The organism is Variovorax sp. GW821-FHT10B04, assembly GCF_059415645.1.
On sequence record NZ_JBWKNQ010000019.1, the window covers coordinates 14699 to 39973 of the forward strand.

Consider the following 25275-nt stretch of genomic DNA (forward strand, 5'->3'; position numbering starts at 1 on the left):
GCCGCCCGGCGGCGGCGCTGCGCTTCAGAAGTCTTCCAGCGGCAGGCCGACGTAGTTCTCGGCCAGCGAGGTCGACGCCGCGTGCGAATGCACGAGGTAGTCGAGTTCGGCTTCCTGGATCTTCTGTCCGAAGTCGCCGGTGTCCGGAAAGCGGTGCATCAGCGAGGTGAACCACCACGAGAAGCGCTCGGCCTTCCACACGCGGCGCAGGCACAGGTCCGAATAGCGATCGAGTGCCGAGGCCGACTGGCCGCGGTAGAAGATCTCCAGCGCGCGCGACAGGTAGCCGACATCGGCGGCGGCCAGGTTCAGGCCCTTGGCGCCGGTCGGCGGCACGATGTGCGCCGCATCGCCGGCCAGCAGCAGGCGGCCGAAACGCATCGGCTCGGCGACGAAGCTGCGCAGCGGCGCGATGCTCTTCTCCAGCGGCGTGCCGGTGACCAGGCGCTCGCGTGCCTCGGGGTCGAGCCGGGCGCGCAGCTCGTTCCAGAAGGCCTCGTCGCTCCAGTTCTCGACCTTGTCCTCGCTCGGCACCTGCACGTAGTAGCGGCTGCGCGTTTCGCTGCGCATGCTGCACAGCGCAAAGCCGCGCGAGGTGTTGGCGTAGATGAGTTCGTGCGACACCGGCGGCACGTCGGCCAGCACGCCGAGCCAGCCGAAGGGGTAGACCTTCTCGTAGGTGCGCAATGCATCGGCCGGCACGCTTGCACGGCTCACGCCGTGGTAGCCGTCGCAGCCGGCGATGAAGTCGCATTCGATCTCGTGCGTGGCGCCGTCCTTCTCGTAGCGCACGCGCGGGCACTCGCCGTCGAAGTCGTGCAGGCTCACCGGCGACGCGCTGTAGATGGTCTGCAGGCCGGCCTCGGCGCGGGCGGCCATCAGGTCGCGCGTGACCTCGGTCTGGCCGTACACCGTGACCTGCTTGCCGCCGGTCAGGCCGTGCATGTCGATGCGGTGGCGCTTGCCCTGGAACAGCAGCTCGATGCCGTCGTGCGGCAGGCCTTCGGCCTTGGCGCGCGCGTCCACGCCGGCCTGCTTCAGCAGGTCCATCGTCACCTGCTCCAGCACGCCGGCGCGGATGCGGCCGAGCACGTAGTCGCCGGTCTGGCGCTCGACGATGACGTTGTCGATGCCGGCCTTGTAGAGCAGCTGGCCGAGCAGCAGCCCGGCCGGGCCGGCGCCGATGATGGCGACCTGTGTGCGCATGGTTGTCTCCTGGATTCGTGGTGTTGCCGGGAGCGTAGGGCGGTGCCCGACCTGGCGACAGGGCCGATCGCAGGCACTTGCGCGGTGTGGAGAATGGCTGTGCGATGATCGCGCAGCAAGCGGAATCCGCTCGAAGAATGCTCGAAAGCGCCCATGACCATCGCCAAGCCGGACTTCATCGAAGGCATCGCCAAGGGCCTCGCGGTGCTCGAGAGCTTCGACACCGAACGCCAGCGGTTGAACGCCACGCTGGCCGCGGAACGCGCCGGGCTCACCCGCGCGGCCGCCCGCCGCCATCTGCTCACGCTGGCGCACCTGGGTTACCTGGAAACCGACGGCAGCTATTTCTGGATGTCGGCCAAGGTGCTGCGTTTCTCGGGCAGCTATCTTTCGTCGTCGCGCCTGCCGCGCGCGCTGCAGCCCACGTTGAACCGGCTGGCGGCGCAGACGCAGGAATCGTTCTCCGCCGTGGTGCTCGACGGCGAGGAGGTCGTGATCGTCGCGCGCAGCGTGAGCTATGCGGCACCGGTGCGGGTGCTGGCCTACGGCCTGCATCTGGGCGCGCGGTTGCCGGCGCATGCGACGTCGACCGGCCGGGTGCTGCTGGCCGCCATGACGCCTGCCGAACTCACGCTGTGGCTCAAGGGCCGCAGCCTGCCGCGCCTCACGCCGCAGACCACCACGCAGGCGCGCACGCTGCGCCAGCTGGTCGCGCAGGTACGTCGTGACGACCATTGCTTCGCGAGCGAGGAGCACGAGCTCGGCGTGCGCGCGCTGGCCGTGCCGCTGCGCGACATGAAGGGCCGCACCGTGGCCGCACTCAACGTCGTGCTGTCGGGCAGCCGCCATACCGACGAGAGCGCACGCCGCGAACTGCTGCCCCTGCTGCTCGATGCCGCGCGCGAACTGCGCGCGCTGCTGTGACCAGGCTGACCACGGAGATCCACGGACCATGCGACTGCTGCTGCTCGAAGACGATGTGATGATCGGCGAGGCCGTGCTCGACCTGCTGCGTGCCGAGCAGTACGCGGTCGACTGGGTGAAGGACGGCGATGCCGCCGAGAGCGCACTGCGCACCCAGCAGTACGACCTGGTGCTGCTCGACCTCGGCGTGCCGCGGCGCGACGGGCTCGAGGTGCTGCGCTCGCTGCGGGCGCGCAAGCAGCGCATGCCGGTGCTGATCGCCACTGCGCGCGACTCGGTGCAGCAACGCATCGAAGGCCTGAATGCCGGCGCCGACGACTATGTGCTCAAGCCCTACGACCTCGACGAGCTGCTGGCGCGCATCCGGGCCTTGCTGCGCCGCGCGTCGGGCCGTCCCGAGCCGGTGTACGAGCACATGGGCGTGACCATCAATCCCGGCACGCGCGAGGTCGAGGTCGCCGGTCATCCGGTCGTGCTGTCGGCACGCGAATGGGCGGTGCTCGAACCGCTGATCGCGCGGCCCGGCATGGTGCTGTCGCGCGCGCAGCTCGAGGAAAAGCTCTACAGCTGGAAGGACGAGATCAGCAGCAACGCGGTCGAGGTCTACATCCACGGGCTGCGCAAGAAGTTGGGTGCGGACTTCATCCGCAACGTGCGCGGCGTCGGCTACATGGTGCCGAAAGAATGACTCGCCCCCAGGCTCCGCGCACTTCGTGTCGCTTCTCCAACCCCCGACCGGGGGCGACGCCTGCGGCCCGGCGAAGCCGGTTCCGCGGCATCTTGCGAACAGACATGCAGGGCGGCGCATGAGGTGGCGTGGACTTGCATTGACGCGATCGCTGCGTGCCCGGCTGCTGGTCTTCCTGCTGGCCGCCATCGTGCTGGCCGCGGGCGCACAGGCACTGGTGGCGTACCGCACGGTGCTGCAGGAAGCCGACCAGATCTTCGACTACCACATGCAGCAGATGGCGCTGTCGCTGCGTGCCGGGTTGCCGCCGGGTGCGGCGGTCGGCGGGTTGCCGGGCGGCGAGCAGAACTTCGAGTTCGTGGTGCAGGTCTGGACGTCCGACGGCGTGCGCATCTTCGAATCTGCGGCCGACGCGGCGCTGCCGCAGATCGCGGTGCTGGGCTTCGTCGATGCCCACGCGCGCGGCACCACCTACCGCGTCTTCTCCGTGCAGACGCGTGGCGGGCTGGTGATCCAGGTGGCGCAGGACATGGCCGTGCGGCAACGCATGGCGGGTGCGCTGGCCTTGCGCACGGTCGGGCCGGCGGCGCTGATGGCGCCCTTGCTGATGCTGGTGGTCTGGTGGGTCGTGAGCCTGTCGCTGAAGCCGGTGGCGCGCGTGCGCAAGCAGGTGGCTGCACGACAGGCCGACGACCTGTCGCCCGTCAGTGAAGCCGGCCTGCCGGAAGAGGTCCGGCCACTGGTTCAGGAGCTCAACCTGCTGTTTGCGCGCGTGCGCCAGGCCTTCGACGCGCAGAAGCACTTCGTCGCCGATGCGGCGCACGAGCTGCGTTCGCCGCTCGCCGCGCTCAAGCTGCAGGTGCAAGGCCTGCAGCGCGCCGGCGACGAGGCGACGCGCGAGGTGGCCGTGGGCCGCCTGGCCGCGGGCATCGACCGCGCCACGCGGCTGGTCGAGCAGATGCTCGCGCTGGCCCGCCATGAGGCGAGCATGGCCGGCGGCGCCGGGCTGGTGCCGGTCGACCTGGGCGAGGTCGCGCGGCTCGCGATCTCCGACGCCATCGCCGGGGCGCAGGCCCGCGGCATCGACATCGGCATCGCCCATGCGGACGCCGCGTCGGTCAGCGGGCAACCCGAGGCCCTGCGCATGCTGCTGCGCAACCTGCTCGACAACGCGGTCAAGTACACGCCGGAAGGCGGCCGCGTCGACCTGCGCATCGACGCTGTGCCCGGGGAAGGCGTGCGGCTCGTGGTCGAAGACAGCGGCCCCGGCCTGCCGCCCGAGGAGCGCGGGCGCGTGCTCGACCGCTTCTATCGCGCCGGCCAGCCACAGGCGCCGGGCAGCGGACTGGGCCTGTCGATCGTGCAGTCGATCGCCACGCTGCACGGCGCGTCGCTTTTGCTCGATGCCTCGCCAGGCCTGGGCGGGCTGCGGGTGACGGTGCAGTTCCCCGCCACCTGAGCAGCTTCGCGTCCGCATGTTTAAGGCATGCCTAAGTTTCAGCGCCGACATTCGCTTTCATCGTGTTTCATCCCACACCTCGAAAGGACTCCGCAATGAACACCCGACTGACTTCCCCCAAGGGCCTCGTGCTGGCGCTGGCTGCGGCCGGCGTGATCGGCGCCATCGGTACCGGCGCCTACACCAGCGCACGTGCCGTGGGCGTGGTGCCTGTGGCGACGGCCGCCGTGGCCGGGCCGCAGGTCACCCTGCCCGACTTCTCGACCATCACCTCGCGCGACGGCCCGGCCGTGGTCAACATCAGCGTGACCGGCACCATGAAGACCTCGGCGGACGGCGATGCCGCGCTGCAGGGCATGGACCCGGACGATCCGATGTATGAATTCTTCCGCCGCTTCCAGGGCCAGATGAACCCACGCGGCCGCCAGCAGCAGCCGCAGCAGCGCGAGGTACCGACCCGCGGCCAGGGCTCGGGCTTCATCGTGAGCGCCGACGGCACCATCCTCACCAATGCGCACGTCGTGAAGGACGCGAAGGAGGTCACCGTCAAGCTGACCGATCGCCGCGAGTTCCGCGCCAAGGTTCTCGGTTCCGACGAGCGCACCGATATCGCCGTGCTGAAGATCGAGGCCAACAACCTGCCGACGCTGCAGATCGGCAGCACCAAGGAACTGAAGCCGGGCGAATGGGTGCTGGCCATCGGCTCGCCCTTCGGTTTCGAGAACACCGTGACCGCGGGCGTCGTGAGCGCCAAGGGTCGTTCGCTGCCGGACGACAGCTACGTGCCCTTCATCCAGACCGACGTCGCCATCAACCCCGGCAACTCGGGCGGCCCGTTGCTGAACACGCGTGGCGAAGTGGTCGGCATCAACTCGCAGATCTACAGCCGCAGCGGTGGCTACCAGGGCGTGTCCTTCGCGATACCGATCGACGTGGCGGTGCAGGTGAAGGACCAGATCGTCGCCACCGGCAAGGCCAGCCACGCCAAGCTGGGCGTGGCCGTGCAGGAAGTGAACCAGGCCTTTGCCGATTCCTTCAAGCTCGACAAGCCCGAGGGCGCGCTGGTGTCGAACGTCGAGAAGGGTGGCCCGGGCGATGCGGCCGGCCTGCGCTCGGGCGACGTGATCCGCAAGGTGGACGGCCAGCCGATCGTGTCGTCGGGCGACCTGCCGGCGATCATCGGCCAGTCGAAGCCGGGCAGCCGGGTGTCGCTGGAGATCTGGCGTCAGGGCTCGCGCGAAGAGATCACCGCGAAGCTCGGCGATGCGAGCGACAAGGCCGCGAAGGTCGCCAAGTCCGACGACGATGCGGGCCACGGCAAGCTCGGCCTGGCATTGCGCCAGTTGCAGCCGCAGGAGAAGCGTGAGGCCGCGGTCGAGAACGGCCTGCTGATCGAGGACGTGGGCGGCCCGGCCGCACTGGCGGGCGTGCAGTCGGGCGACGTGCTGCTGGCCATCAACGGCACACCGGCCAAGAGCATCGAGCAGGTGCGCGAAGTGGCGGCCAAGGCGGACAAGTCGGTCGCACTGCTGATCCAGCGCGGCAGCGACAAGATCTTCGTGCCCGTGCGCGTCGGTTGATCCGACACCTGTCGGCGCATGCGCGGCGGCAGCCAGCGCATCGCCCTACAGGGGCCGTCCGGTCGCACTGACGCCTCGGTCGTGCGATGCGAGAACCATGAACTTTCTTCCAAGGGAAGGCAAGCAGTGCCCCGAAGCCGGCGCCCGTCGCCGGCTTCGGGGAAACCATCAGCCGCCTCGACGAGGCAACATCCAAGGAGTCACTTCATGGCCAAAGACAACGAATTTTCGACCTACGCCGACCAACGCAATCTCGATCCCATTTCCGGAGCACCGGGTGCCCATCCGGTCGGTACGGGTGTGGGTGCCGCAGGCGGCGCCGTCGCCGGAGCGGCGATCGGCGCAGCCGGCGGACCGGTGGGCGCAGCCGTCGGCCTGGCCGCCGGCGCAGTGATCGGGGGCCTCGGCGGCAAGGCCGTTGCCGAGCGCGTCAACCCTACCGTCGAAGACGCCTACTGGCGCGATGCCTACGAGCGCGAAGGCTATTACCAGGCCGGTCGCAGCTACGACGACTATCGGCCCGCCTATGAGCTCGGCTGGTCGAGCCGCGCGCGCACCGACGACAACTTCGACCTGCTCGAGCCCACGCTCGCCAACGAGTGGAACCTGCGCCGCGGCCAGTCCGACCTGGCGTGGGACGACGCATTGCCGGCGACCCGCGCCGCCTGGGACCGTGCCGACCGCCATTACTACGCCGATGATTTCGATACGGCCGAGATCGTCAACTCGGACTCGGAAGTCATCGACGTCCTGAACGACCTGCTGGAAAACTCCCGCGACGGCGAATACGGCTTCAGCAGCCTGGCCGAGGAGGTCGAGGCTTCCGCGCTGAAGACCGTGTTCCTGGACCGTGCAGCGCAGTGCCGCGAGGCCGCGCGCGAGTTGGCCGAGATGGTCACGCGCTACGGCGGCAAGCCGGCCGAGGGTGGCACGGTCAGCGGTGCGATGCACCGCGGCTGGGTCCACGTGAAGGGTGCCGTGGGCGCGAACAGCGAGCAGTCGATGCTCGACGAATGCGAGCGCGGCGAAGATGCCGCGGTCGCGCGCTACCGCAAGGCGCTGAAGCACAACCTGCCGATGGATGTGCTGGCGCTGGTCGAACGCCATGCACAGGGTGCCAAGCGCAATCACGATCAGATGAAGATGTTGCGCGACCAGCCGCGCCGCTAATGAAGCACCGGCCTCGGGCCGACCACGCCAGGCCACCTCCGGGTGGCTTTTTTTCTGCGCGCGCCGCCTGACAGGCTGTAGGCGAATGACGGCTCGCATCCGCGCCGATGGACGATGCGGCAGGGTTGCGAGGTGGCGATCATGAAATCTCTCTCTGCACCGATCCCATCCACTGGAACCTGAGCACCGGAGGCCTTTGCCATGACATCTTTCGCCAGCGCACAGGCCCTCGCGGCCACGTCCCTGTCTGCACTCTCTGCCGCTTCGCTGATGCATCCCGGCGGGGTGGTCGCGTGGGGCGTCAGCAAGCGCTCCTATGCCGCCGCGCACGAATTCGCGACCCGCGAAGGTTTCGCGCGCAGGCTCGCCGCCATCAAGCATTTTGAATACAGCGGGGAGCATGCCGAGGGCCGCGAGTACCTGATGCCGACCTACTTCGTCCCGAGCGACACCATCGGCAGCGCGGAGGCGCAGGCCGTGGGCATCGAAGGCATCCACGATCTTTTCGGTGGCGTGGTGCCGCATCCCTTCATCGCGACCAAGGCCATCACGCATCCGGTGTTCGACGCGAAGGCCGTTCGGCCACGGGGCTGGAACCCGGAGTTCGGCGAGCGGGTGGCGGGTGCCGTGCTGACCGGCTTTTCTGCCTTCTCGCTGGACGATGCACGCAGGGCAGGGCGCTCGCTGCTCGGCGCCGGCGCCGTGCGTGTCAAGCCCGTGCGTGCGACCGGCGGGCGCGGCCAGATGGTGGCCCGCGACCCGGCTGCACTCGACGCATGCCTGGCGCAACTCGATGCGGCCGAGATCGAGGCACATGGTGTCGTGCTCGAAGAGAACCTGGCGTCGCCCGACACCTTCAGCGTCGGGCAGATCGTGGTCGACCGGCACGTGGTGACCTACCACGGCACGCAGCGCATGACGCGCGACAGCGCGGGCGACGAGGTGTACGGCGGCTCCGACCTGACGCTGGTGCGTGGCGGGTTCGACGCCTTGCTGGCCGCGGGCCTGCCACCCGAGATCCGTCTGGCGGTCGACCAGGCGCGGCTCTATCACGATGCCGTGGTCGGCTGCTTCCCGGGCTTCTTCACCTCACGGACCAACTACGACATCGCGCGTGGACGTGGTGCCATGGGCCAGTGGCGCTCCGGCGTGCTCGAGCAATCGTGGCGCGTGGGTGGCGCCACGGGCGCCGAACTCGCTGCGCTGGAGCTGTTCTGCAACGAGCCGGACCGCCAGGTGGTGCGGGTCTCGTGCTTCGAACGCTACGGCGATTTCGAACTGCCGGCGGGCGCCGGCATCTACTACAGCGGCGTCGACCCGAAGGTCGGCCGCCTGACCAAATACACGCTCGTGGAACCGCATGCTGGAAACGCGTCATAAGACCATCGATATCTCCGTAGACGACCAGCACATTGCCGGCACGCTGGTCGCATCGTCCGTGCGCGTGCCCGGCGTGCTGCTGGTGCATGGCTGGGACGGCAGCCAGCAGCAGTACCTGGCGCGTGCGCACGAGCTCGCGGCGCTGGGCTGCGTCTGCCTCACCTTCGATCTGCGCGGCCATGCCCGCCACGTCGCGCAGCGGCAGGAGGTCACGCGCGAGGACAACCTGCGCGACGTGCTGGCGGCCTACGACGTTCTCGCGGCGCAGCCGAGCGTCGATCCGGGCTCGATCGCGATCATCGGCAGCAGCTACGGCGGCTACCTGGCCGCCCTCGTCACCCAGCTGCGCGCGGTGCGCTGGCTGGCGCTGCGGGTGCCCGCGCTGTACCGCGACGGCGAGTGGGACGTGCCCAAGGGCAAGCTCAGCCGGGAAGACCTGGCGGCGTACCGGCTCGGCGCCATCGACCCCGAGACCAACCGGGCGCTCAAGGCGTGTGCGGAGTTCCGTGGCGATGCGCTGATCGTCGAATCGGAGTTCGACAAGACGGTTCCGCACCCGGTGATCGCCAACTACCTGGGCGCGTTCCGGCGCGTCCGATCGGTCACCTACCGGGTGATCGCCGGTGCGGACCATGCGCTGTCGAACGAGGAATGGCGGCACTCCTACGGCATGCTGCTCACGGCCTGGATGACCGAGATGACGATGGGTGCGCGGGCCGCGCCGGGCACTGTGCGCACGCCGCTGAAAAGCACCGCCTGAAACGGCGCCGGGCCGGCCCGGCAAGACAGCGCCGTCGACGAGCTTCGGCCCTGGCGATCAGCGATGGAGTCCGCGGATGAACTTGAACATCGGCTCCAGTTCGGTGGTCTTGTCGAATACCGCGTCCGCGCCCAGCCCGAGGCAGCGACGGCGCATTTCCGGCGTGGCGTAGTTCGTCAGTACCACCAGCTTCTGCGATGCCTTGCGGACGCGGCAGCCGGCCAGCACGCCCAACCCGTTGCCTTCCTTCAGGAAGAGGTCGACCAGCGCCACCCCCCAGCCGTCGGGGTTGGACACCAGCCAGGTCAGGGCTTCCACCTCGCTGCCGGCCGCTCCTATCACGTCCGTCAGCGGCAGTTCTCCCAGCGCGGCGGTGAGGCTTGTTCGAAGCGCATGGTTGTCCTCGACGATGAAGATGCTCAGCGTCACGGGCGCTCCTTGTGGATCGATCTGCCGTCAGTTTTCGGGCGATCGGTCATCGGTTTCGTAAATGTGCGAGTACGTGGCACTGGCATGCAGTTAATCAATTAAACCGACGGATTAATACTTTAGTAGTTAATCCATCTGTTTTATAAATATTCAGGTCGACATTCTGCAAGATGGCCGTATCGGCGTCACGCTTTTGAAAATGAGGGTCGAAGGTGTTCCCTTGTGAATAGGAGGTTTCGTAACGTAACGAGGCACTGAAAAGCGGAACATTTCAGGGTTTTTCGAGCTGCGGGTTTTTACCTAAAAATGGGTTAATCTCCTTCAAAATCAAGGATCTTTTAATTATTTGGATTGACGATTTCGCCGAAATCCGCGCTCGGCACGGGTGTTGCGCAACGAAATGCATCTTTTGTTGAAGAGGGTGCAATGGCAGTCAATCAATCGGCTTCAGTTCTTTCGCCGACATCGGGGGTAACCCCTGTCGTATTAGCGCAGGCCAATACGGGCATTGCGTCCACACCGGTCGCGCAGGTGACCACCACCTCGAGTGCGGCACCCGCTGCGGTGAAGGGCGTCGGCACGCTGTCGGACGCGACACCGGGCGTCGCCGTCATGCGCGACGGCGTGCGCATCCCGGTGGATGGAACGCAGGCGCTGATGGCCGGCGACCGCGTGATCGTTCCGGACGGCGGCCAGGCAGCCGTCTCGTTTCCGGGCTCCGCGGGCAACAAGGCACCGCTGGCCGGTACCTTCACCGGCGGCACGGACGCCACTATTTCCACCACCAAGCTGCCTGGCGGGCTGCAACAGGTCGATGTCGACGTTGCTTCGGGCGACTTGATCGTGAGTGGCGGCGATCCCGATGCGGATGCCGCGGCACTCGCCGTCAAGAAGAGCGCGCCTGCGGGCGGCGGTATCGGTCTTGGCGAATTCCTTCTGGGCGCGCTGGGCGCGGCAGCCATCGGCTATGCCCTGCACGACGATGACTCGGATGCAGACGCGGATGCCGATGCGGACGCAGATGCCGATGCGGACGCCGACGCGGATCAGGACGACCCCGTCCCTCCGCCTCCGCCCCCTCCGCCTCCGCCTCCGCCACCGCCACCGCCACCGCCTCCGCCTCCGCCTCCGCCTCCGCCTCCGCCGCCGCCCGCATCGGACGCGCTGCTCAATCCGGCCGATCAGTTGGTGGCCAACCTCATCGACTCGCTGGACAACAGCCTGCTGGGCGATCTGGGTCTGGGCGGGACGTTGGCGCCGGCCGTCGCTGCGGTGGACGGTCTCACCGACACGCTGAACCAGCTGGTCGCGCCGTTGCTGGGCGAGGATTTCAATTCGAACAACCCGAACGAATTCGATCCGGCGGATGCGGCTGTCGCGTCGATCATCGACAGCCTCAGTCAGCTGCTCAGCCCGGTCATCGACGGCATTCTTGGCCAGGGCGTGACCAGTGGCCTGCTGGACCCGCTGACGCTGCAGGTCGACTACCTGACCGACGGCGTATCGACGCTGCTGCAGGGCAGTCTGGGCGGCATCCTGGGTGGGCTGCTGGGCGGCGTGGACGGTGGCGTCGGCAGCGGCGGTGGAACGGGTGACACCCTGCTCGCCCCGGCCGATACGCTGGTGGCCGGCGCCGTGGCTGGACTGGACAGCGGCGTTCTGGCGGACCTGGGTCTGGGCGGCACGCTGGCGCCGGTGGTCGACGCGGTCGATGGTGTGACGGGCCTGGTCGACGGCGTGCTCTCGCCGGTCCTGGGTGGCGACTTCACGCCGAACAACCCCAACATGCTGGACCCGGTCGATACGCTGGTCGGGCAGGTGACGGCGCCGTTGGGCGACGTCCTCGCGCCCGTGGTGGACGGCCTGCTGGGTACCGGTGCCACGGCGTCTGTCATCGGCCTGCTCGATACGCAGGTCGACTACCTTACCGACGGCGTGGCGGGTCTGCTGAACGGCGATCTTCTGGGTGGTGGCCTTGCGGGCGGCGATCTGCTCGGGGGTGACGTCCTGGCGCCGGTGACCGATCTGCTGGACGGCCTGTTGGGCAGTGTCGGCGGTGTTGGCGGCGGTGGCGGAGACAGCGGTTCTACCGCGCTGCTCGATCCCGCGGATGCGCTGGTGTCGGGCGTGGTCGACGGGCTCGACCACGGCGTGCTGGGCGACCTCGGCCTCGGCGAGACGCTGGCGCCCGTGGCCGACGCCGTGCACGGCGTCACCGACGCGCTCGACGGCGCGCTGGCACCGTTGCTCGGCGACAGCTTTGCTCCGAACAGCCCGAACGTGCTCGACCCGGTGGACAGCGTGGTGACCACCGTGACCGATGGTGCGGGCGGCCTGTTGAGTCCGGTGGTGGACCCATTGCTCGGATCGGGCGCGACCAGCGATCTGCTGGGTGCGGTGAACGCGCAGGTCGACTACCTCACCGACGGCGTGGCCCATCTGCTGGACGGCGCCTCGTCCGGCGGCGGCTTGCCTCTCGGCAATCTGCTGGGCGGCGATGCGTTGGCACCGGTGACGGATCTGCTGTCAGGGCTGGGTGGCGGTACCGGTGGAGCGGGCGACCTGCTGGCGCCGGTGACGGATCTGCTGTCTGGGTTGGGTGGCGGCACCGGTGGAACCGGCGACCTGCTGGCGCCAGTGACGGATCTGCTGTCAGGGCTGGGTGGTGGTACCGGCGGAGCGGGCGACCTGCTGGCACCAGTGACGGATCTGCTGTCGGGGCTGGGCAGTGGCACTGGCGGAACGGGTGACCTGCTGGCGCCGGTGACGGATCTGCTGTCTGGGCTGGGCGGCGGTACCGGCGGAGCGGGCGACCTGCTGACGCCAGTGACCGATCTGGTATCGAGCTTGACCGGTAGCACCGGCGGTGTCGGCGGTACGAGCGAGCTGTTGGCCCCGGTCACCAACCTGCTGTCGGGACTGACCGGCGGCACGGGTTCACCAGCCAGTGTTCTGACACCGGTGACGGACTTGCTCAACGGCGGCCTGCTGACGCCTGTGAGCAGCACCGTCGACACGGCCGCGGCGTCCACGGCGGCCACGCCGGTGAACCCGCTGGCCAATCTGCTTCACAGCGCGCTGGCTTGAGGTCGTGCCGATGGACAGGACGCGGGCTCTTCGGAGCCTGCGTCCCCCTCACTCTCTCAAAGGAAGCACCATGAAGAACAGGAACCCGTGGGTCGTGCTGACGACGGCGGCGGTTGCGGCGGCGGTCCTTGCGGGCTGCGGCACGACGGGCAAGGACGGCAGCGACAAGGCGACCTACTACTACTCCAACAAGGAAGCGACATCGCGCGTTGCACCCGTGCAGCCCGCACCGCTGGCCGCAGCCGACAACGCCGGGCCTACCGGTGTGGCGCGCATCATCTACTTCGACTTCGACAAGTCGCAGGTCAAGCCCGAATACCGCAGCGTGGTCGAGGCCCACGCCAACTACCTGAAGTCGCGGCGCAACAGCAAGGTCAACCTCGAAGGCAACACCGACGTGCGGGGCGGGCGCGAATACAACCTCGCGCTGGGCCAGCGCCGCTCGGAGGCGGTGCGCCAGGCGCTGGTGCTGCTGGGCGTCTCCGACAGCCAGATCGACCCGGTCAGCTGGGGCGCGGAGAAGCCCGCCTCGCTGGAGAAGACCGAGCAGGGCTACCAGCTCAACCGCCGGGTCGAATTCAACTACCGCCGACAGAGCCGCGATGTTCCCTTGCCCCCGCGTCCCCGTCCTCGGCGACCTTGCCGCCAGCGCCCTTGCGAACCCCGCCCACGTGGAGCCCGTCGATGGCCTTGAGTGAACAGCTGCGTGCCTGCTTCGAGCACCTGAGCGCCGAATGCGCGGCACTGCCCGCGCCGTACCCGGCCTACGCGCTGTTCTTCTCGGTGAGCGACGGCACGCAGCGCGCCCACGTCGTGCATGCGAGCGGAGCGGACCTGCGCAGCGCATGGGACGAAGGCGTCGCCGCCCTCAAGGACTGGATGAAGGGCGCCTCGCTGAGCGCACCCTGGCTGCGCGTGGACTGGGTCGAAGGGGCGAGGGCGGTGAGCTGGGAGCGCCTGGTCGAACAACTCGCGCTCACCAAGCGCAACTACTTCCGCCTGGGCCTGGCCCTGGACGAAGGCCTGCGCATCGCGTTCACCGAACAAGAGCTCAACGCCAACGCCATGCTCTACGCGGGCGCCACCATCGAACACGCGGTCGTCAACCTCAAGAACTTCCGCACCTACGCGCGCCAGCGCTTCGGAGCGGACGTGGCCATCGACGTACCGCCGGCCGGCCCGGCCTACCTGCTGTCCACGCGCGGCGTGTTCTGCAAGAGCGACGGCGTGCTGCACCCGCTGGGCGGCAGCGGCCTGAACGCGGGCCGGCGCGAGATCGAAACACTGCAAGCCGACGACGTGCTGGGCCTGGTGCGCAGCGCCTCGTCCTTCCTCGCGCGCCAGGTCAAGCCCGGCGGGCTCTTCATCTACGGCTACTTCCCGTGCTTCGACCGGCCCATCGCCACCTACAACACCCTGCGCCACGCCAGCACGCTGTACGCGATGATCGAGGCCTGGGAACTCACGCGCGAGCCGGCGCTGAAGGCGGCCATCGACCGCGCCATCGACCACCTGAGCCACACCCTCATCCGCACCTACCCGATGCCCGCAGGCCATGAACTGGCCTTCCTCGTGGACAGCGGAGAAGAAATCAAGCTCGGGGGCAACGCGGTGTGCGTGCTGGCGTTGGTGAAGTACTGCGAAGCGATGGACACGCTCGACAAGCAGGAGACGCGGCGCTGGCAACCGCTCCTGGAGAAACTGGCCCTGGGCATCGTGTGGATGCAGCACGAGAACGGCCGCTTCGACCACGTGCTCGACGCGAGAGACCTGTCGCTCAAGCAGGCCTCGCGCATCGTCTACTACGACGGAGAGGCCGCCTTCGCGCTGATGCGGCTGTACGGGCTCACGCGCGACGCACGGTGGATCGCGGCGGTGGAGAAGGCCTTCGGGTACTTCATCGCCAACGAACACTGGCGTGCGCACGACCACTGGCTGAGCTACTGCGTCAACGAGCTGACGCGGTGGCGCCCGCAGGAGAAGTACTTCCGCTTCGGCCTGCTCAACGTGGTGGACCACCTGGACTTCGTGCTGGATCGCAAGACGACCTTCCCGACCCTGCTGGAGCTGATGCTGGCGGCCAACCAGATGATCGGGCGGCTGCGGCAGATGCCGGAGCTGGCGCACCTGCTGAAGATGGTGGACCAGGAGAAGTTCGACCGTGCGCTGGAGCACCGTGCGGGGTACCTGCTCAATGGGTTCTTCTGGCCGGAGATGGCGATGTACTTCAAGAACCCGCATGCGATCGAGGGCTCGTTCTTCATCCGGCACCAGTCGTTCAGGGTGCGCATCGACGATGTGGAGCACTACCTGTCGGGGTACGTGGGCTATCACAGGCTGCTCAAGGCGAGGGCCGCGGCCACTGCGGCTGTTGGCTTCGCGTCGGACCGTGCCACTCATCGCGCCCTGGCCATCACGCCAGCGTCGCCGCTTCATGGCCAGGCCACGCAAGCCGCGGGCATGAAGACACCGGCATCTCTTCGCCCTTAGGCCTTTCTCTTAGGCCTTTCTTCTTCTCCTTGGGTTTCCGGTCGGAACGTGGCAGCCCGCATCGTCATGCGGTGCCATGTCCCTGCCTGCGCAAACGCGTTGCGCAACGGCGCGTGGCGTGCCGTTCATGGGGCTCATCGCGCGGTCCGGCTGCTGCATGACTCGCCTTGCGTTCACGCACTTCAAAGGCCGCTTTGAAACGTCGCGTGTTCCCATGTAAGTGACAGGATTCGTAACGTAACGAGCCCTCTTGAATCGGAACATTTAAGCGCATCAGAAGCCTCGGGTTTGTACTTAAGGGATCGAAAAAATCCTTTCATATCAAGAGCTTGCGCAGGCGTATCGACCGGTTGAAAAACACGTGCCAATTGCGGCACGCATGTTGCGCAACGAAATGCATCTTTTTGTTCAAGAGGGTGCCATGACAGTCAACCAATCAGCTTCTGATCTTTCTCCGGCAAGCGGAGTTACGCCTGTCGTTCTCGCGCAGGCCAACACGGGTGCGACGGCTATGCCGATCGCTGCCGCCTCGGTACCTGCGGGTCCGGCGCCCATCTCCGCGGCGGGGGGCGTCGGTACGTTGTCCGACGCGACGCCCGGCGTGGCGATCATGCGAGACGGGGTTCGCATCCCCGTCGAAGGCACCCAGACGCTCATGGCCGGCGACCGCGTGATGGTTCCCGATGATGGCCATGCGGCGGTCTCTTTCCCGGGTTCGGCTGGCAACAATGCGCCACTGGCCGGCACCTTCACCGGCGGCACCGACGCCACCATCGCAACCACCAAGCTGCCTGGCGGCCTCGAGCAGGTCGACGTCGACCTGGCCTCCGGTGACCTCGTCGTCGCAACGGGCGGCGATGCCGATGCCGCTGCACTGGCCGTGACCAAGAAGGTTGCCGCGGGCGCCGGTGGCATCGGTCTGGGCGAGTTCGCGCTCGGCGCCCTGGGTGCGCTGGCACTCGGCGCGGCATTGAACAACGGGCATGACCACAACAGTGGCAGCACGACCACGCCGGTGACGCCGCCGAATGGCGAGGACGGTGATGCAGACGCTGATGCCGATGCCGATGCCGATGCTGATGCTGATGCGGATGCGGATGCTGATGCTGATGCTGATGCCGATGCCGATGCCGATGCCGATGCCGATGCGGACGCTGATGCGGATGCGGATGCGGATGCGGATGCGGATGCTGATGCTGATGCCGATGCTGATGCTGATGCTGATGCCGATGCTGATGCTGATGCCGATGCCGATGCCGATGCCGATGCCGATGCCGACGCGGATGCAGACGCCGATGCCGATGCCGATGCCGATGCCGATGCCGATGCCGATGCCGACGCGGATGCAGACGCCGATGCCGATGCCGACGCGGATGCAGACGCCGATGCCGATGCGGACGCTGACGCCGATGCCGATGCCGATGCCGATGCCGATGCCGACGCGGATGCCGACGCTGATGCTGACGCCGACGCCGACGCCGACGCAGATGCAGATGCAGATGCAGATGCCGATGCAGACGCCCTGCTCGACCCCGCTCAACAACTCGTCGCCGACCTGATCAACACACTCGACAACTCCGTGCTCGATGGTCTCGGCCTCGGCGGCACGCTCGGCCCGGCAGTGGGTGCGGTCGACGGTCTGACCGGTGCGCTGGAAGACCTGCTGGCGCCGCTGGTCGGCAGCGAATTCGATCCGAACAACCCGAACGAACTCGACCCGCTCGACGACACCGTCGCCACCATCACGGACGGCCTGGCCGACCTGCTCGGACCGGTCATCGACGGCATCCTCGGCGCAGGCACGACGGCGGGCATCATCGACCCGCTCAACACCCAGGTCGACTACCTGACCGATGGCCTCTCGACCCTGCTCGGCAACACGCTCGGCGGCCTGCTGGGTGGCATCGGCGGCGGCGGTGGCGGCACGGGTGACGGGCTGCTCGCGCCGGTCGACACGGTCGTCGGTACCGTGGTGTCGGGCCTCGACAGCGGCGTGCTCGGAGACCTGGGCCTGGGCGGTACGCTCGCGCCGGTGACGCAGCTGGCCGACAGCACCACGGACCTGCTCGACGGCGTGCTGGCACCGGTGCTCGGTGGCGATTTCACGCCCAACGACCCGAACCAGCTCGACCCGATCGACGATGTCGTCGGCCAGATCACGGCACCGCTGGGCGATGCCCTGGCACCGGTCGTGGACCAACTGCTCGGTGCCGGCGCAACCGACGCCTTGCTGGGTGCCGTGACGACGCAGGTGGACTACCTCACCGACGGCGTCGCCGGCTTGCTCAATGGCGACGCATTGGGTGGCGACGTGCTGGCACCCGTGACCGACCTGCTCGACGGCCTGCTCGGCACCGGCGCGGACAACGGTCCGGCTGCGCTGCTCGATCCGGTCGATGGCGTGGTGGGCACGGTGGTCTCCGGACTCGACAGCGGCGTGCTGGGCGATCTCGGCCTGGGCGGCACGCTGACCCCGGTGGCCGAAGCGGTCGATGGCGTCACCGACACGCTCGACGGCGTTCTCGCCCCGATCCTCGGCGGCGGCTTCGACAGCGGCAACGCGAACGGGCTGGACCCGGTCGACGACCTCGTGGGCCAGATCACCGCGCCGCTGGCCGACGGCCTGTCGCCGGTCGTGGACCAACTGCTCGGCGCTGGCGCAACCGATGCCGTGCTGGGTGCCGTGACGACGCAGGTGGACTACCTCACCGACGGCGTCGCCGGCCTGCTCGATGGCAGCGCACTCGGTGGCGGTGCGCTGGCACCGGTGACCGATCTGCTCGACGGCCTGCTCGGCGCGGGTGGCGGTGACAACGGCTCGGCTGCGCTGCTCGACCCGGTCGACGGCGTCGTGGACACCGTGGTCGCTGGCCTCGACAACGGCGCGCTGGCGGACCTCGGCTTGGGTGGAACGCTGGCCCCGGTGGCCGATGGCGTCGACGGCGTGACGGACCTGCTCGACGGCGTGCTCGCTCCGGTGCTGGGCGAAGGCTTCGACCCGGGCAATGCCAACGCACTCGACCCGGTCGACGACCTGCTCAGCGAAGTCGCGGCGCCGCTGAGCGACACGCTGTCGCCGGTGCTCGATCCGCTGCTTGGCGCAGGCGCCACCGGTGCCGTGCTGGACGAAGTCATCACGCAGGTCGACTACCTGACCGATGGCGCGGCCGGCCTGCTCGGCGGCGGTGCCCTGGGTGGCGACGCGCTGGCTCCGCTCACCGATCTGCTCGACGGCCTGCTGGGCACGGGCGGTGGCGGCGGCAGCGGATCGGCGCTGCTCGATCCGGTCGACGGCGTGGTCGGCACGGTCACCAACGGCCTCGACAGCGGCGTGCTGGCCGACCTGGGCCTGGGCGAGACACTGGCGCCGGTGGCCACGGGCGTGGACGGCGTGACCGATCTGCTGGACGGCGTGCTCGCACCCGTGCTCGGCGACGGCTTCAATGCCAACAGCCCGAACGCGCTGGACCCGGTCGATGACCTGGTCGGCGACATCTCGGCGCCGCTCTCCGACGCACTGGCGCCGGTGGTCGATCAACTGCTCGGAACCGGCGCCACCAGCGCGGTGCTGAGCCAGGTCACCACCCAGGTCGACTACGTGACCGACGGCGTGGCCGGATTGCTCGACGGCAGCGCCTTGGGCGGCAACCTGCTCGGCGGTGATCTGCTGGCACCGGTGACCGATCTGCTGGGTGGCGGACTGTCCGGCGGCGATGCGCTGGCACCCATCACCGATCTGCTCGGCAACGTGTTCGGCGGCGGCACCGGTGGCGGCAACGGCACGGCACTGCTCGACCCGACCGACACCGCCGTCACCGATGTGGTGGCGGGTCTCGACCACGGCGTGCTCGGCGATCTCGGCCTCGGCGGCATCCTGGCCCCGGTCCCGACGCTGGTCGATGGCGTGACGGACGGGCTCGATGGCGTGCTGGCACCGATCTTCGGCGACAGCTTCATGCCGAACAATCCGAACATGCTTGATCCGGTGGACAGCGTGGTGTCCAGCGTGACGGACGGCGTGGGCGGCCTGCTGAGCCCGGTCGTCGACCAACTGCTGGGCGCAGGTGCGACGGACGGCCTGGTGGGTCTCGTGAACACCCAGGTGGACTACCTCACCGATGGCGTGGCCCATCTGCTGGGCGGCGACCTGCTCGGCGGCGATCTGCTGGGTGGAAACCTGTTGGGTGGAGATCTGCTGGCACCGGTGACGGGTCTTCTCGGCGGCGACCTGCTGGGTGGCAACCTGTTGGGTGGCGACCTGCTGGCACCCGTCACGGACCTGCTCGGTGGCGATCTGCTGGGTGGCAGCCTGCTCGGTGGCGACGCGCTGGCACCGATCACCGACCTGCTGTCGGGTCTCGGCGGAGGTTCGGGCGGTGCGGGCGACCTGCTGGCACCGGTGACGGACCTGCTGGGTGGCGACTTGCTCGGCGGCGATGCGTTGGCTCCGGTCACCGATCTGCTGTCGGGCCTCACGGGCGGTACGGGCGGCACCGGCGACTTGCTGGCTCCCGTGACCGATCTGCTGAGCGGCCATCTCCTGAGCGGCGACGCCTTGGCCCCCGTGACCGATCTGCTGTCGGGCCTGGGCGGTGGTACCGGTGGCACGGGCGACCTGTTGGCACCTGTGACCGATCTCTTGTCGAGCCTGGGCAATGGCACCGGCGGTACCGGCGACTTGCTGGCCCCGGTGACCGACCTGCTGTCGGGCCTGGGCAGTGGTCACGGTGGAACGGGTGACCTGCTGGCGCCGGTGACCGATCTGTTGTCGGGCCTTGGCAGTGGCACTGGCGGTACGGGCGACCTGCTGGCACCGGTGACGGATCTGCTGTCGAGCCTGGGCAGCGGTACCGGTGGCACGGGCGACCTGCTGGCCCCCGTGACCGATCTGGTGTCGAGCCTGACCGGTGGGACCGGCGGTGTCGGCGGCACGGGCGAGTTGCTGGCACCGGTCACCGATCTGGTGTCCAGCCTGACGAGCGGCACGGGTTCCACGGGTGCGATCCTGACCCCGGTGACCGATCTGGTGTCCAGCATCACGAGTGGCACCGGTTCGGCCGGCTCCATCCTGACGCCGGTGACCGATCTGCTCTCCGGCGCCACGGGTGGCACCGGCTCGGGTGGCAGTGCAGGCAGCGTGCTGTCGCCAGTGACCGACCTGCTGGGCTCCGGCATCCTGACGTCGGTCACCAGCACGGTCGACACGGCCGCCGCTGGCACCGGTGTGCAGACCAGCCCGGTGCACAACCTGCTGCATGGCGTGCTGGGCTGAAGCGCTTCATTGATCGGACGCGGGCTCTTCGGAGCCTGCGTCCCCCTCACTCTCTCAAAGGAAGCACCATGAAGAACAGGAACCCGTGGGTCGTGCTGACGACGGCGGCGGTTGCGGCGGCGGTCCTTGCGGGCTGCGGCACGACGGGCAAGGACGGCAGCGACAAGGCGACCTACTACTACTCCAACAAGGAAGCGACATCGCGCGTTGCACCCGTGCAGCCCGCACCGCTGGCCGCAGCCGACAACGCCGGGCCTACCGGTGTGGCGCGCATCATCTACTTCGACTTCGACAAGTCGCAGGTCAAGCCCGAATACCGCAGCGTGGTCGAGGCCCACGCCAACTACCTGAAGTCGCGGCGCAACAGCAAGGTCAACCTCGAAGGCAACACCGACGTGCGGGGCGGGCGCGAATACAACCTCGCGCTGGGCCAGCGCCGCTCGGAGGCGGTGCGCCAGGCGCTGGTGCTGCTGGGCGTCTCCGACAGCCAGATCGACCCGGTCAGCTGGGGCGCGGAGAAGCCCGCCTCGCTGGAGAAGACCGAGCAGGGCTACCAGCTCAACCGCCGGGTCGAATTCAACTACCGCTGACAGAGCCGCGATGTTCCCTTGCCCCCGCGTCCCCGTCCTCGGCGACCTTGCCGCCAGCGCCCTTGCGAACCCCGCCCACGTGGAGCCCGTCGATGGCCTTGAGTGAACAGCTGCGTGCCTGCTTCGAGCACCTGAGCGCCGAATGCGCGGCACTGCCCGCGCCGTACCCGGCCTACGCGCTGTTCTTCTCGGTGAGCGACGGCACGCAGCGCGCCCACGTCGTGCATGCGAGCGGAGCGGACCTGCGCAGCGCATGGGACGAAGGCGTCGCCGCCCTCAAGGACTGGATGAAGGGCGCCTCGCTGAGCGCACCCTGGCTGCGCGTGGACTGGGTCGAAGGGGCGAGGGCGGTGAGCTGGGAGCGCCTGGTCGAACAACTCGCGCTCACCAAGCGCAACTACTTCCGCCTGGGCCTGGCCCTGGACGAAGGCCTGCGCATCGCGTTCACCGAACAAGAGCTCAACGCCAACGCCATGCTCTACGCGGGCGCCACCATCGAACACGCGGTCGTCAACCTCAAGAACTTCCGCACCTACGCGCGCCAGCGCTTCGGAGCGGACGTGGCCATCGACGTACCGCCGGCCGGCCCGGCCTACCTGCTGTCCACGCGCGGCGTGTTCTGCAAGAGCGACGGCGTGCTGCACCCGCTGGGCGGCAGCGGCCTGAACGCGGGCCGGCGCGAGATCGAAACACTGCAAGCCGACGACGTGCTGGGCCTGGTGCGCAGCGCCTCGTCCTTCCTCGCGCGCCAGGTCAAGCCCGGCGGGCTCTTCATCTACGGCTACTTCCCGTGCTTCGACCGGCCCATCGCCACCTACAACACCCTGCGCCACGCCAGCACGCTGTACGCGATGATCGAGGCCTGGGAACTCACGCGCGAGCCGGCGCTGAAGGCGGCCATCGACCGCGCCATCGACCACCTGAGCCACACCCTCATCCGCACCTACCCGATGCCCGCAGGCCATGAACTGGCCTTCCTCGTGGACAGCGGAGAAGAAATCAAGCTCGGGGGCAACGCGGTGTGCGTGCTGGCGTTGGTGAAGTACTGCGAAGCGATGGACACGCTCGACAAGCAGGAGACGCGGCGCTGGCAACCGCTCCTGGAGAAACTGGCCCTGGGCATCGTGTGGATGCAGCACGAGAACGGCCGCTTCGACCACGTGCTCGACGCGAGAGACCTGTCGCTCAAGCAGGCCTCGCGCATCGTCTACTACGACGGAGAGGCCGCCTTCGCGCTGATGCGGCTGTACGGGCTCACGCGCGACGCACGGTGGATCGCGGCGGTGGAGAAGGCCTTCGGGTACTTCATCGCCAACGAACACTGGCGTGCGCACGACCACTGGCTGAGCTACTGCGTCAACGAGCTGACGCGGTGGCGCCCGCAGGAGAAGTACTTCCGCTTCGGCCTGCTCAACGTGGTGGACCACCTGGACTTCGTGCTGGATCGCAAGACGACCTTCCCGACCCTGCTGGAGCTGATGCTGGCGGCCAACCAGATGATCGGGCGGCTGCGGCAGATGCCGGAGCTGGCGCACCTGCTGAAGATGGTGGACCAGGAGAAGTTCGACCGTGCGCTGGAGCACCGTGCGGGGTACCTGCTCAATGGGTTCTTCTGGCCGGAGATGGCGATGTACTTCAAGAACCCGCATGCGATCGAGGGCTCGTTCTTCATCCGGCACCAGTCGTTCAGGGTGCGCATCGACGATGTGGAGCACTACCTGTCGGGGTACGTGGGCTATCACAGGCTGCTCAAGGCGAGGGCCGCGGCCACCGCGGCTGTTGGCTTCGCGCCGGACACGTCGAGCGAGGCGAACGAGCCGCCCGTGATGGGCACGGGCACGGCGCAACGGATGTTGTCGGCGCCAGCCGCATGAATGGCATGACTTGCATGAACGGGATGAGCGATATGAGCAGCATGGATGGCATCAGCAGCGCCAACGGCATGAGCGGCATGGCCGGTACCTCACTGCAGCAGGACGACATGCCGCGCAGCCGATGGACGGGCGCGCTGCGCTTCATGGTCGTGTGGGTCGTGCTCATGTTGTTGTGCGCCCATCTCGCGCTGGTCATTGCACAGGAGTCGCCGCACAGCTGCGATGCAGGCCAGTCGTCGCCCCGGTTGCGCGGCACCCGTCCATCTCCTGCACAGATGGCCGTCGATGGCGCATCGAGTCTTCAGAAGAAGGTGCGCGACGTCTATTCGGCCGTGTTCGTTCCATGTGCTCGGCACGGTGGGCGTGCGTAATTGCAACAGTTAATCCGGAGCTTCTATTCATTGTTAAAACTTTAGGTCTCCTGCCTCTGTCAACGTTACAAAGAAGCGCGTCGACACAGGGGAAACAAGAGGTCTTCGGCGTAACGAATACGTGACAATTGCCAATACGGGCCCATGGGATGGGCAGTGAATGGCGCTTACTCGATGCTCAAATTCCTCCTGCCCAAGCAATTGGTCGCCGATGTGCCGGCCGACCCCCATGCAAGTCCTTACGCAGGTGCGTTGCGTGAAGCCTTCGGAGCGGCGTATCCGCTGATCCGCAGTGCCGCATGGGGTTCCATTCCCATCAGCCTGTTCGGCCTGTTGCCATCCATCTTCCTTCTGCAGGTGTACGACCGCGTGATCTACCGAAGCGGCACGTCCACGCTGTATGTGCTGGTCTGCGGCATCCTGACCTTTCTGGTGATCGAGTTCTGGTTGCGGACGCGGCGATCGCGGCTGCTGCGCGACGCGGGTGCGGCCATCGACCATCGCGTGTCGGGTGCACTGCTCGGCTCCATGCTCAACCGGCCGCTGCGCGCACTGGAAGCCCGTCCGGCATCGGCCTGGTTCCTCTTCTTCCGCGACGTGGGTTCCGTGCGCGGCACGGTGACCGGTGGCCTGACGACCTCGATCTTCGACCTGCCGATGGCGGTCTTCGCGTTGATCGTGATCGGCATCGTCGCGCTGCCTGTATTGCCGGTGGTGGTCGGCTTCCTCGCGATCATTTCCTTCCTCGCCTGGTGGTGGGCCGACGAGGTGCGTGCGGGCCGCGTCGAGGAAATCCATCGGGGCCGCAGCCTCGAGCGCATGACGGCCGAGATCTGCCAGGCGCGCGAAACGCTCAAGAGCCAGGCCAACGATGCGCCGACCATCCAGATGTGGCGCGAGACGTACAACAACTGGCTGGCCGAGAGCTTCCGCAAGAACGGCGAGATCGAGACCTCGCGCGACGCGACCACGGTGCTGCTCACGATCTTCTCGGTGCTGGTCATCACGGTCGGCGCGGTGTCGGTCATGCAGCAATGGATGACGGTGGGCGGCCTGGTGGCGTCGAACATGCTGGCCATCAAGGCGCTGCAACCCATCGCCGGGCTCGCGTCCAACTGGCGTGCGCTGGCCACCGCGTCCGAGGCCGCGAGCCGCCTCGAGAAGGTGCTGTCCGAACCGGTCGAGAAGTCGCCCGGCGACGTCGACCTGCCGCAGCCGCAGGGCCACATCAAGCTGCGCGATGTGTCCTTCAGCTTCGCCGAGGGCGGGCGGCCGGTGCTGGAGCGTGTCGACCTCGACATCGGCCCTGGCGGCCTGCACGTGATCGTGGGGCGCAACGGTGCCGGCAAGTCGACGCTGGTCAAGCTGATCGCCGGGCTCTATGCGCCATCGGCCGGTGTCATCAGCATCGGCGAATACGACGTGTCCCAGTTCGCTCGCGAAGAGCTGGCGCGCTGGATCAGCTATCTGTCGCAGGAGGTCTACTGGTTCGGCGGCGAACTGGTCGACACGCTGCGTCGCGCGGCGCCCGGGCAGAGCGACGAACAGATCCTCGCGGCCTGCCGGCTGGCGGGCGCGCACGAGTTCATCTCGCGCCTGCCGAGCGGCTACCGCACCGAGATCGGCGAAGGCGGCACCGGCCTGTCGGTGGGTGAGCGGCGCAAGCTGGCGCTTGCGTTGAGCTTCCTGCGCAAGCCGTCGGTGCTGATGCTCGACGAGCCCAGCAACGACCTCGACTTCCAGAGCGAGCGGCAACTGCTGGCCACGTTGCTGGCCGTGGCGCGCACGCGCACCGTGATCGTCGTCACGCACTCGTTGCGGATCGTTTCGGCGGCAACGCAGGTCTATCACGTCACCGGCAACGGCGACGTGCAGCAGGGCTCGGCCGCCGAGATGGTGCCGCGCCTGTTCGGCGTGAAGAAGGCCGTGCCCATCGGTGCGACGCAGGCGGCCCTCGAGGCCGAAGCGGCCGACACTTCTTCCTTGGTCTGAGGC

The 25275-nt window shown here is 68.0% G+C and carries 17 protein-coding genes; 15 read left to right on the forward strand and 2 right to left on the reverse strand.

Features of this window, described 5'->3' with window-relative positions:
* Positions 1-24: 24 nt before the first annotated feature.
* The gene (gene pobA, locus AC07PZ_RS30530; RefSeq protein ID WP_495298941.1) at positions 25-1206 is read right to left on the reverse strand and encodes a 4-hydroxybenzoate 3-monooxygenase; all 1182 of its coding nucleotides are present in this window, start codon (positions 1204-1206) and stop codon (positions 25-27) included.
* Positions 1207-1359: 153 nt separating this feature from the next.
* Between pobA and AC07PZ_RS30535 the strand changes: the two genes are divergently transcribed.
* The 7 genes from AC07PZ_RS30535 (at position 1360) to AC07PZ_RS30565 (ending at position 9167) form a co-directional block, all read left to right on the forward strand.
* Complete coding sequence (locus AC07PZ_RS30535; RefSeq protein ID WP_495298942.1) at positions 1360-2130, forward strand: IclR family transcriptional regulator domain-containing protein; 771 nt, start codon at positions 1360-1362, stop codon at positions 2128-2130.
* A gap of 28 nt (positions 2131-2158) precedes the next feature.
* Positions 2159-2818 (forward strand): response regulator, encoded by a 660-nt coding sequence (locus tag AC07PZ_RS30540; RefSeq protein WP_495298943.1) that lies wholly within the window; start codon positions 2159-2161, stop codon positions 2816-2818.
* A 118-nt stretch (positions 2819-2936) separates the two neighbouring features.
* Positions 2937-4277 carry an ATP-binding protein gene (locus AC07PZ_RS30545; protein WP_495298944.1) on the forward strand — a complete coding sequence of 447 codons (1341 nt, stop codon included), beginning with the start codon at positions 2937-2939 and terminating at the stop codon, positions 4275-4277.
* 95 nt (positions 4278-4372) lie between these two features.
* On the forward strand, positions 4373-5857 hold the full coding sequence (locus AC07PZ_RS30550; RefSeq protein ID WP_495298945.1) for a DegQ family serine endoprotease: 1485 nt from the start codon (positions 4373-4375) through the stop codon (positions 5855-5857).
* Positions 5858-6064: 207 nt separating this feature from the next.
* The gene (locus tag AC07PZ_RS30555; RefSeq protein WP_495298946.1) at positions 6065-7027 is read left to right on the forward strand and encodes a ferritin-like domain-containing protein; all 963 of its coding nucleotides are present in this window, start codon (positions 6065-6067) and stop codon (positions 7025-7027) included.
* A gap of 201 nt (positions 7028-7228) precedes the next feature.
* The gene (locus AC07PZ_RS30560) at positions 7229-8407 is read left to right on the forward strand and encodes a DUF3182 family protein (RefSeq protein ID WP_495298947.1); all 1179 of its coding nucleotides are present in this window, start codon (positions 7229-7231) and stop codon (positions 8405-8407) included.
* On the forward strand, positions 8391-9167 hold the full coding sequence (locus AC07PZ_RS30565) for an alpha/beta hydrolase family protein (protein ID WP_495298991.1): 777 nt from the start codon (positions 8391-8393) through the stop codon (positions 9165-9167). Before AC07PZ_RS30560 ends, AC07PZ_RS30565 begins: the two co-directional genes overlap by 17 nt.
* 57 nt (positions 9168-9224) lie before the next feature.
* Here AC07PZ_RS30565 and AC07PZ_RS30570 read toward each other — a convergent pair whose 3' ends face one another.
* Positions 9225-9596, reverse strand: coding sequence for a response regulator (locus AC07PZ_RS30570; RefSeq protein WP_495298948.1), 372 nt, complete (start codon positions 9594-9596; stop codon positions 9225-9227).
* A gap of 531 nt (positions 9597-10127) precedes the next feature.
* Here AC07PZ_RS30570 and AC07PZ_RS30575 point away from each other — a divergent pair.
* The 8 genes from AC07PZ_RS30575 (at position 10128) to AC07PZ_RS30610 (ending at position 25272) form a co-directional block, all read left to right on the forward strand.
* Complete coding sequence (locus AC07PZ_RS30575) at positions 10128-12683, forward strand: hypothetical protein (protein WP_495298949.1); 2556 nt, start codon at positions 10128-10130, stop codon at positions 12681-12683.
* Between the two features lie 70 nt (positions 12684-12753).
* Positions 12754-13377: an OmpA family protein gene (locus AC07PZ_RS30580; protein WP_495298950.1), complete on the forward strand. Its 624-nt coding sequence runs from the start codon at positions 12754-12756 to the stop codon at positions 13375-13377.
* Complete coding sequence (locus tag AC07PZ_RS30585; RefSeq protein ID WP_495298951.1) at positions 13368-15173, forward strand: Mur ligase; 1806 nt, start codon at positions 13368-13370, stop codon at positions 15171-15173. The genes AC07PZ_RS30580 and AC07PZ_RS30585 overlap by 10 nt, the downstream gene beginning before the upstream one ends.
* A 421-nt stretch (positions 15174-15594) precedes the next feature.
* Positions 15595-20445 carry a hypothetical protein gene (locus tag AC07PZ_RS30590; RefSeq protein ID WP_495298952.1) on the forward strand — a complete coding sequence of 1617 codons (4851 nt, stop codon included), beginning with the start codon at positions 15595-15597 and terminating at the stop codon, positions 20443-20445.
* Positions 20446-20513: 68 nt separating this feature from the next.
* Positions 20514-21035: an OmpA family protein gene (locus AC07PZ_RS30595; RefSeq protein WP_495298953.1), complete on the forward strand. Its 522-nt coding sequence runs from the start codon at positions 20514-20516 to the stop codon at positions 21033-21035.
* A gap of 92 nt (positions 21036-21127) precedes the next feature.
* On the forward strand, positions 21128-22909 hold the full coding sequence (locus tag AC07PZ_RS30600; RefSeq protein ID WP_495298954.1) for a Mur ligase: 1782 nt from the start codon (positions 21128-21130) through the stop codon (positions 22907-22909).
* Positions 22910-22941: 32 nt separating this feature from the next.
* On the forward strand, positions 22942-23280 hold the full coding sequence (locus tag AC07PZ_RS30605) for a hypothetical protein (protein WP_495298955.1): 339 nt from the start codon (positions 22942-22944) through the stop codon (positions 23278-23280).
* A gap of 174 nt (positions 23281-23454) precedes the next feature.
* On the forward strand, positions 23455-25272 hold the full coding sequence (locus AC07PZ_RS30610; protein ID WP_495298956.1) for a peptidase domain-containing ABC transporter: 1818 nt from the start codon (positions 23455-23457) through the stop codon (positions 25270-25272).
* Positions 25273-25275: the final 3 nt, after the last annotated feature.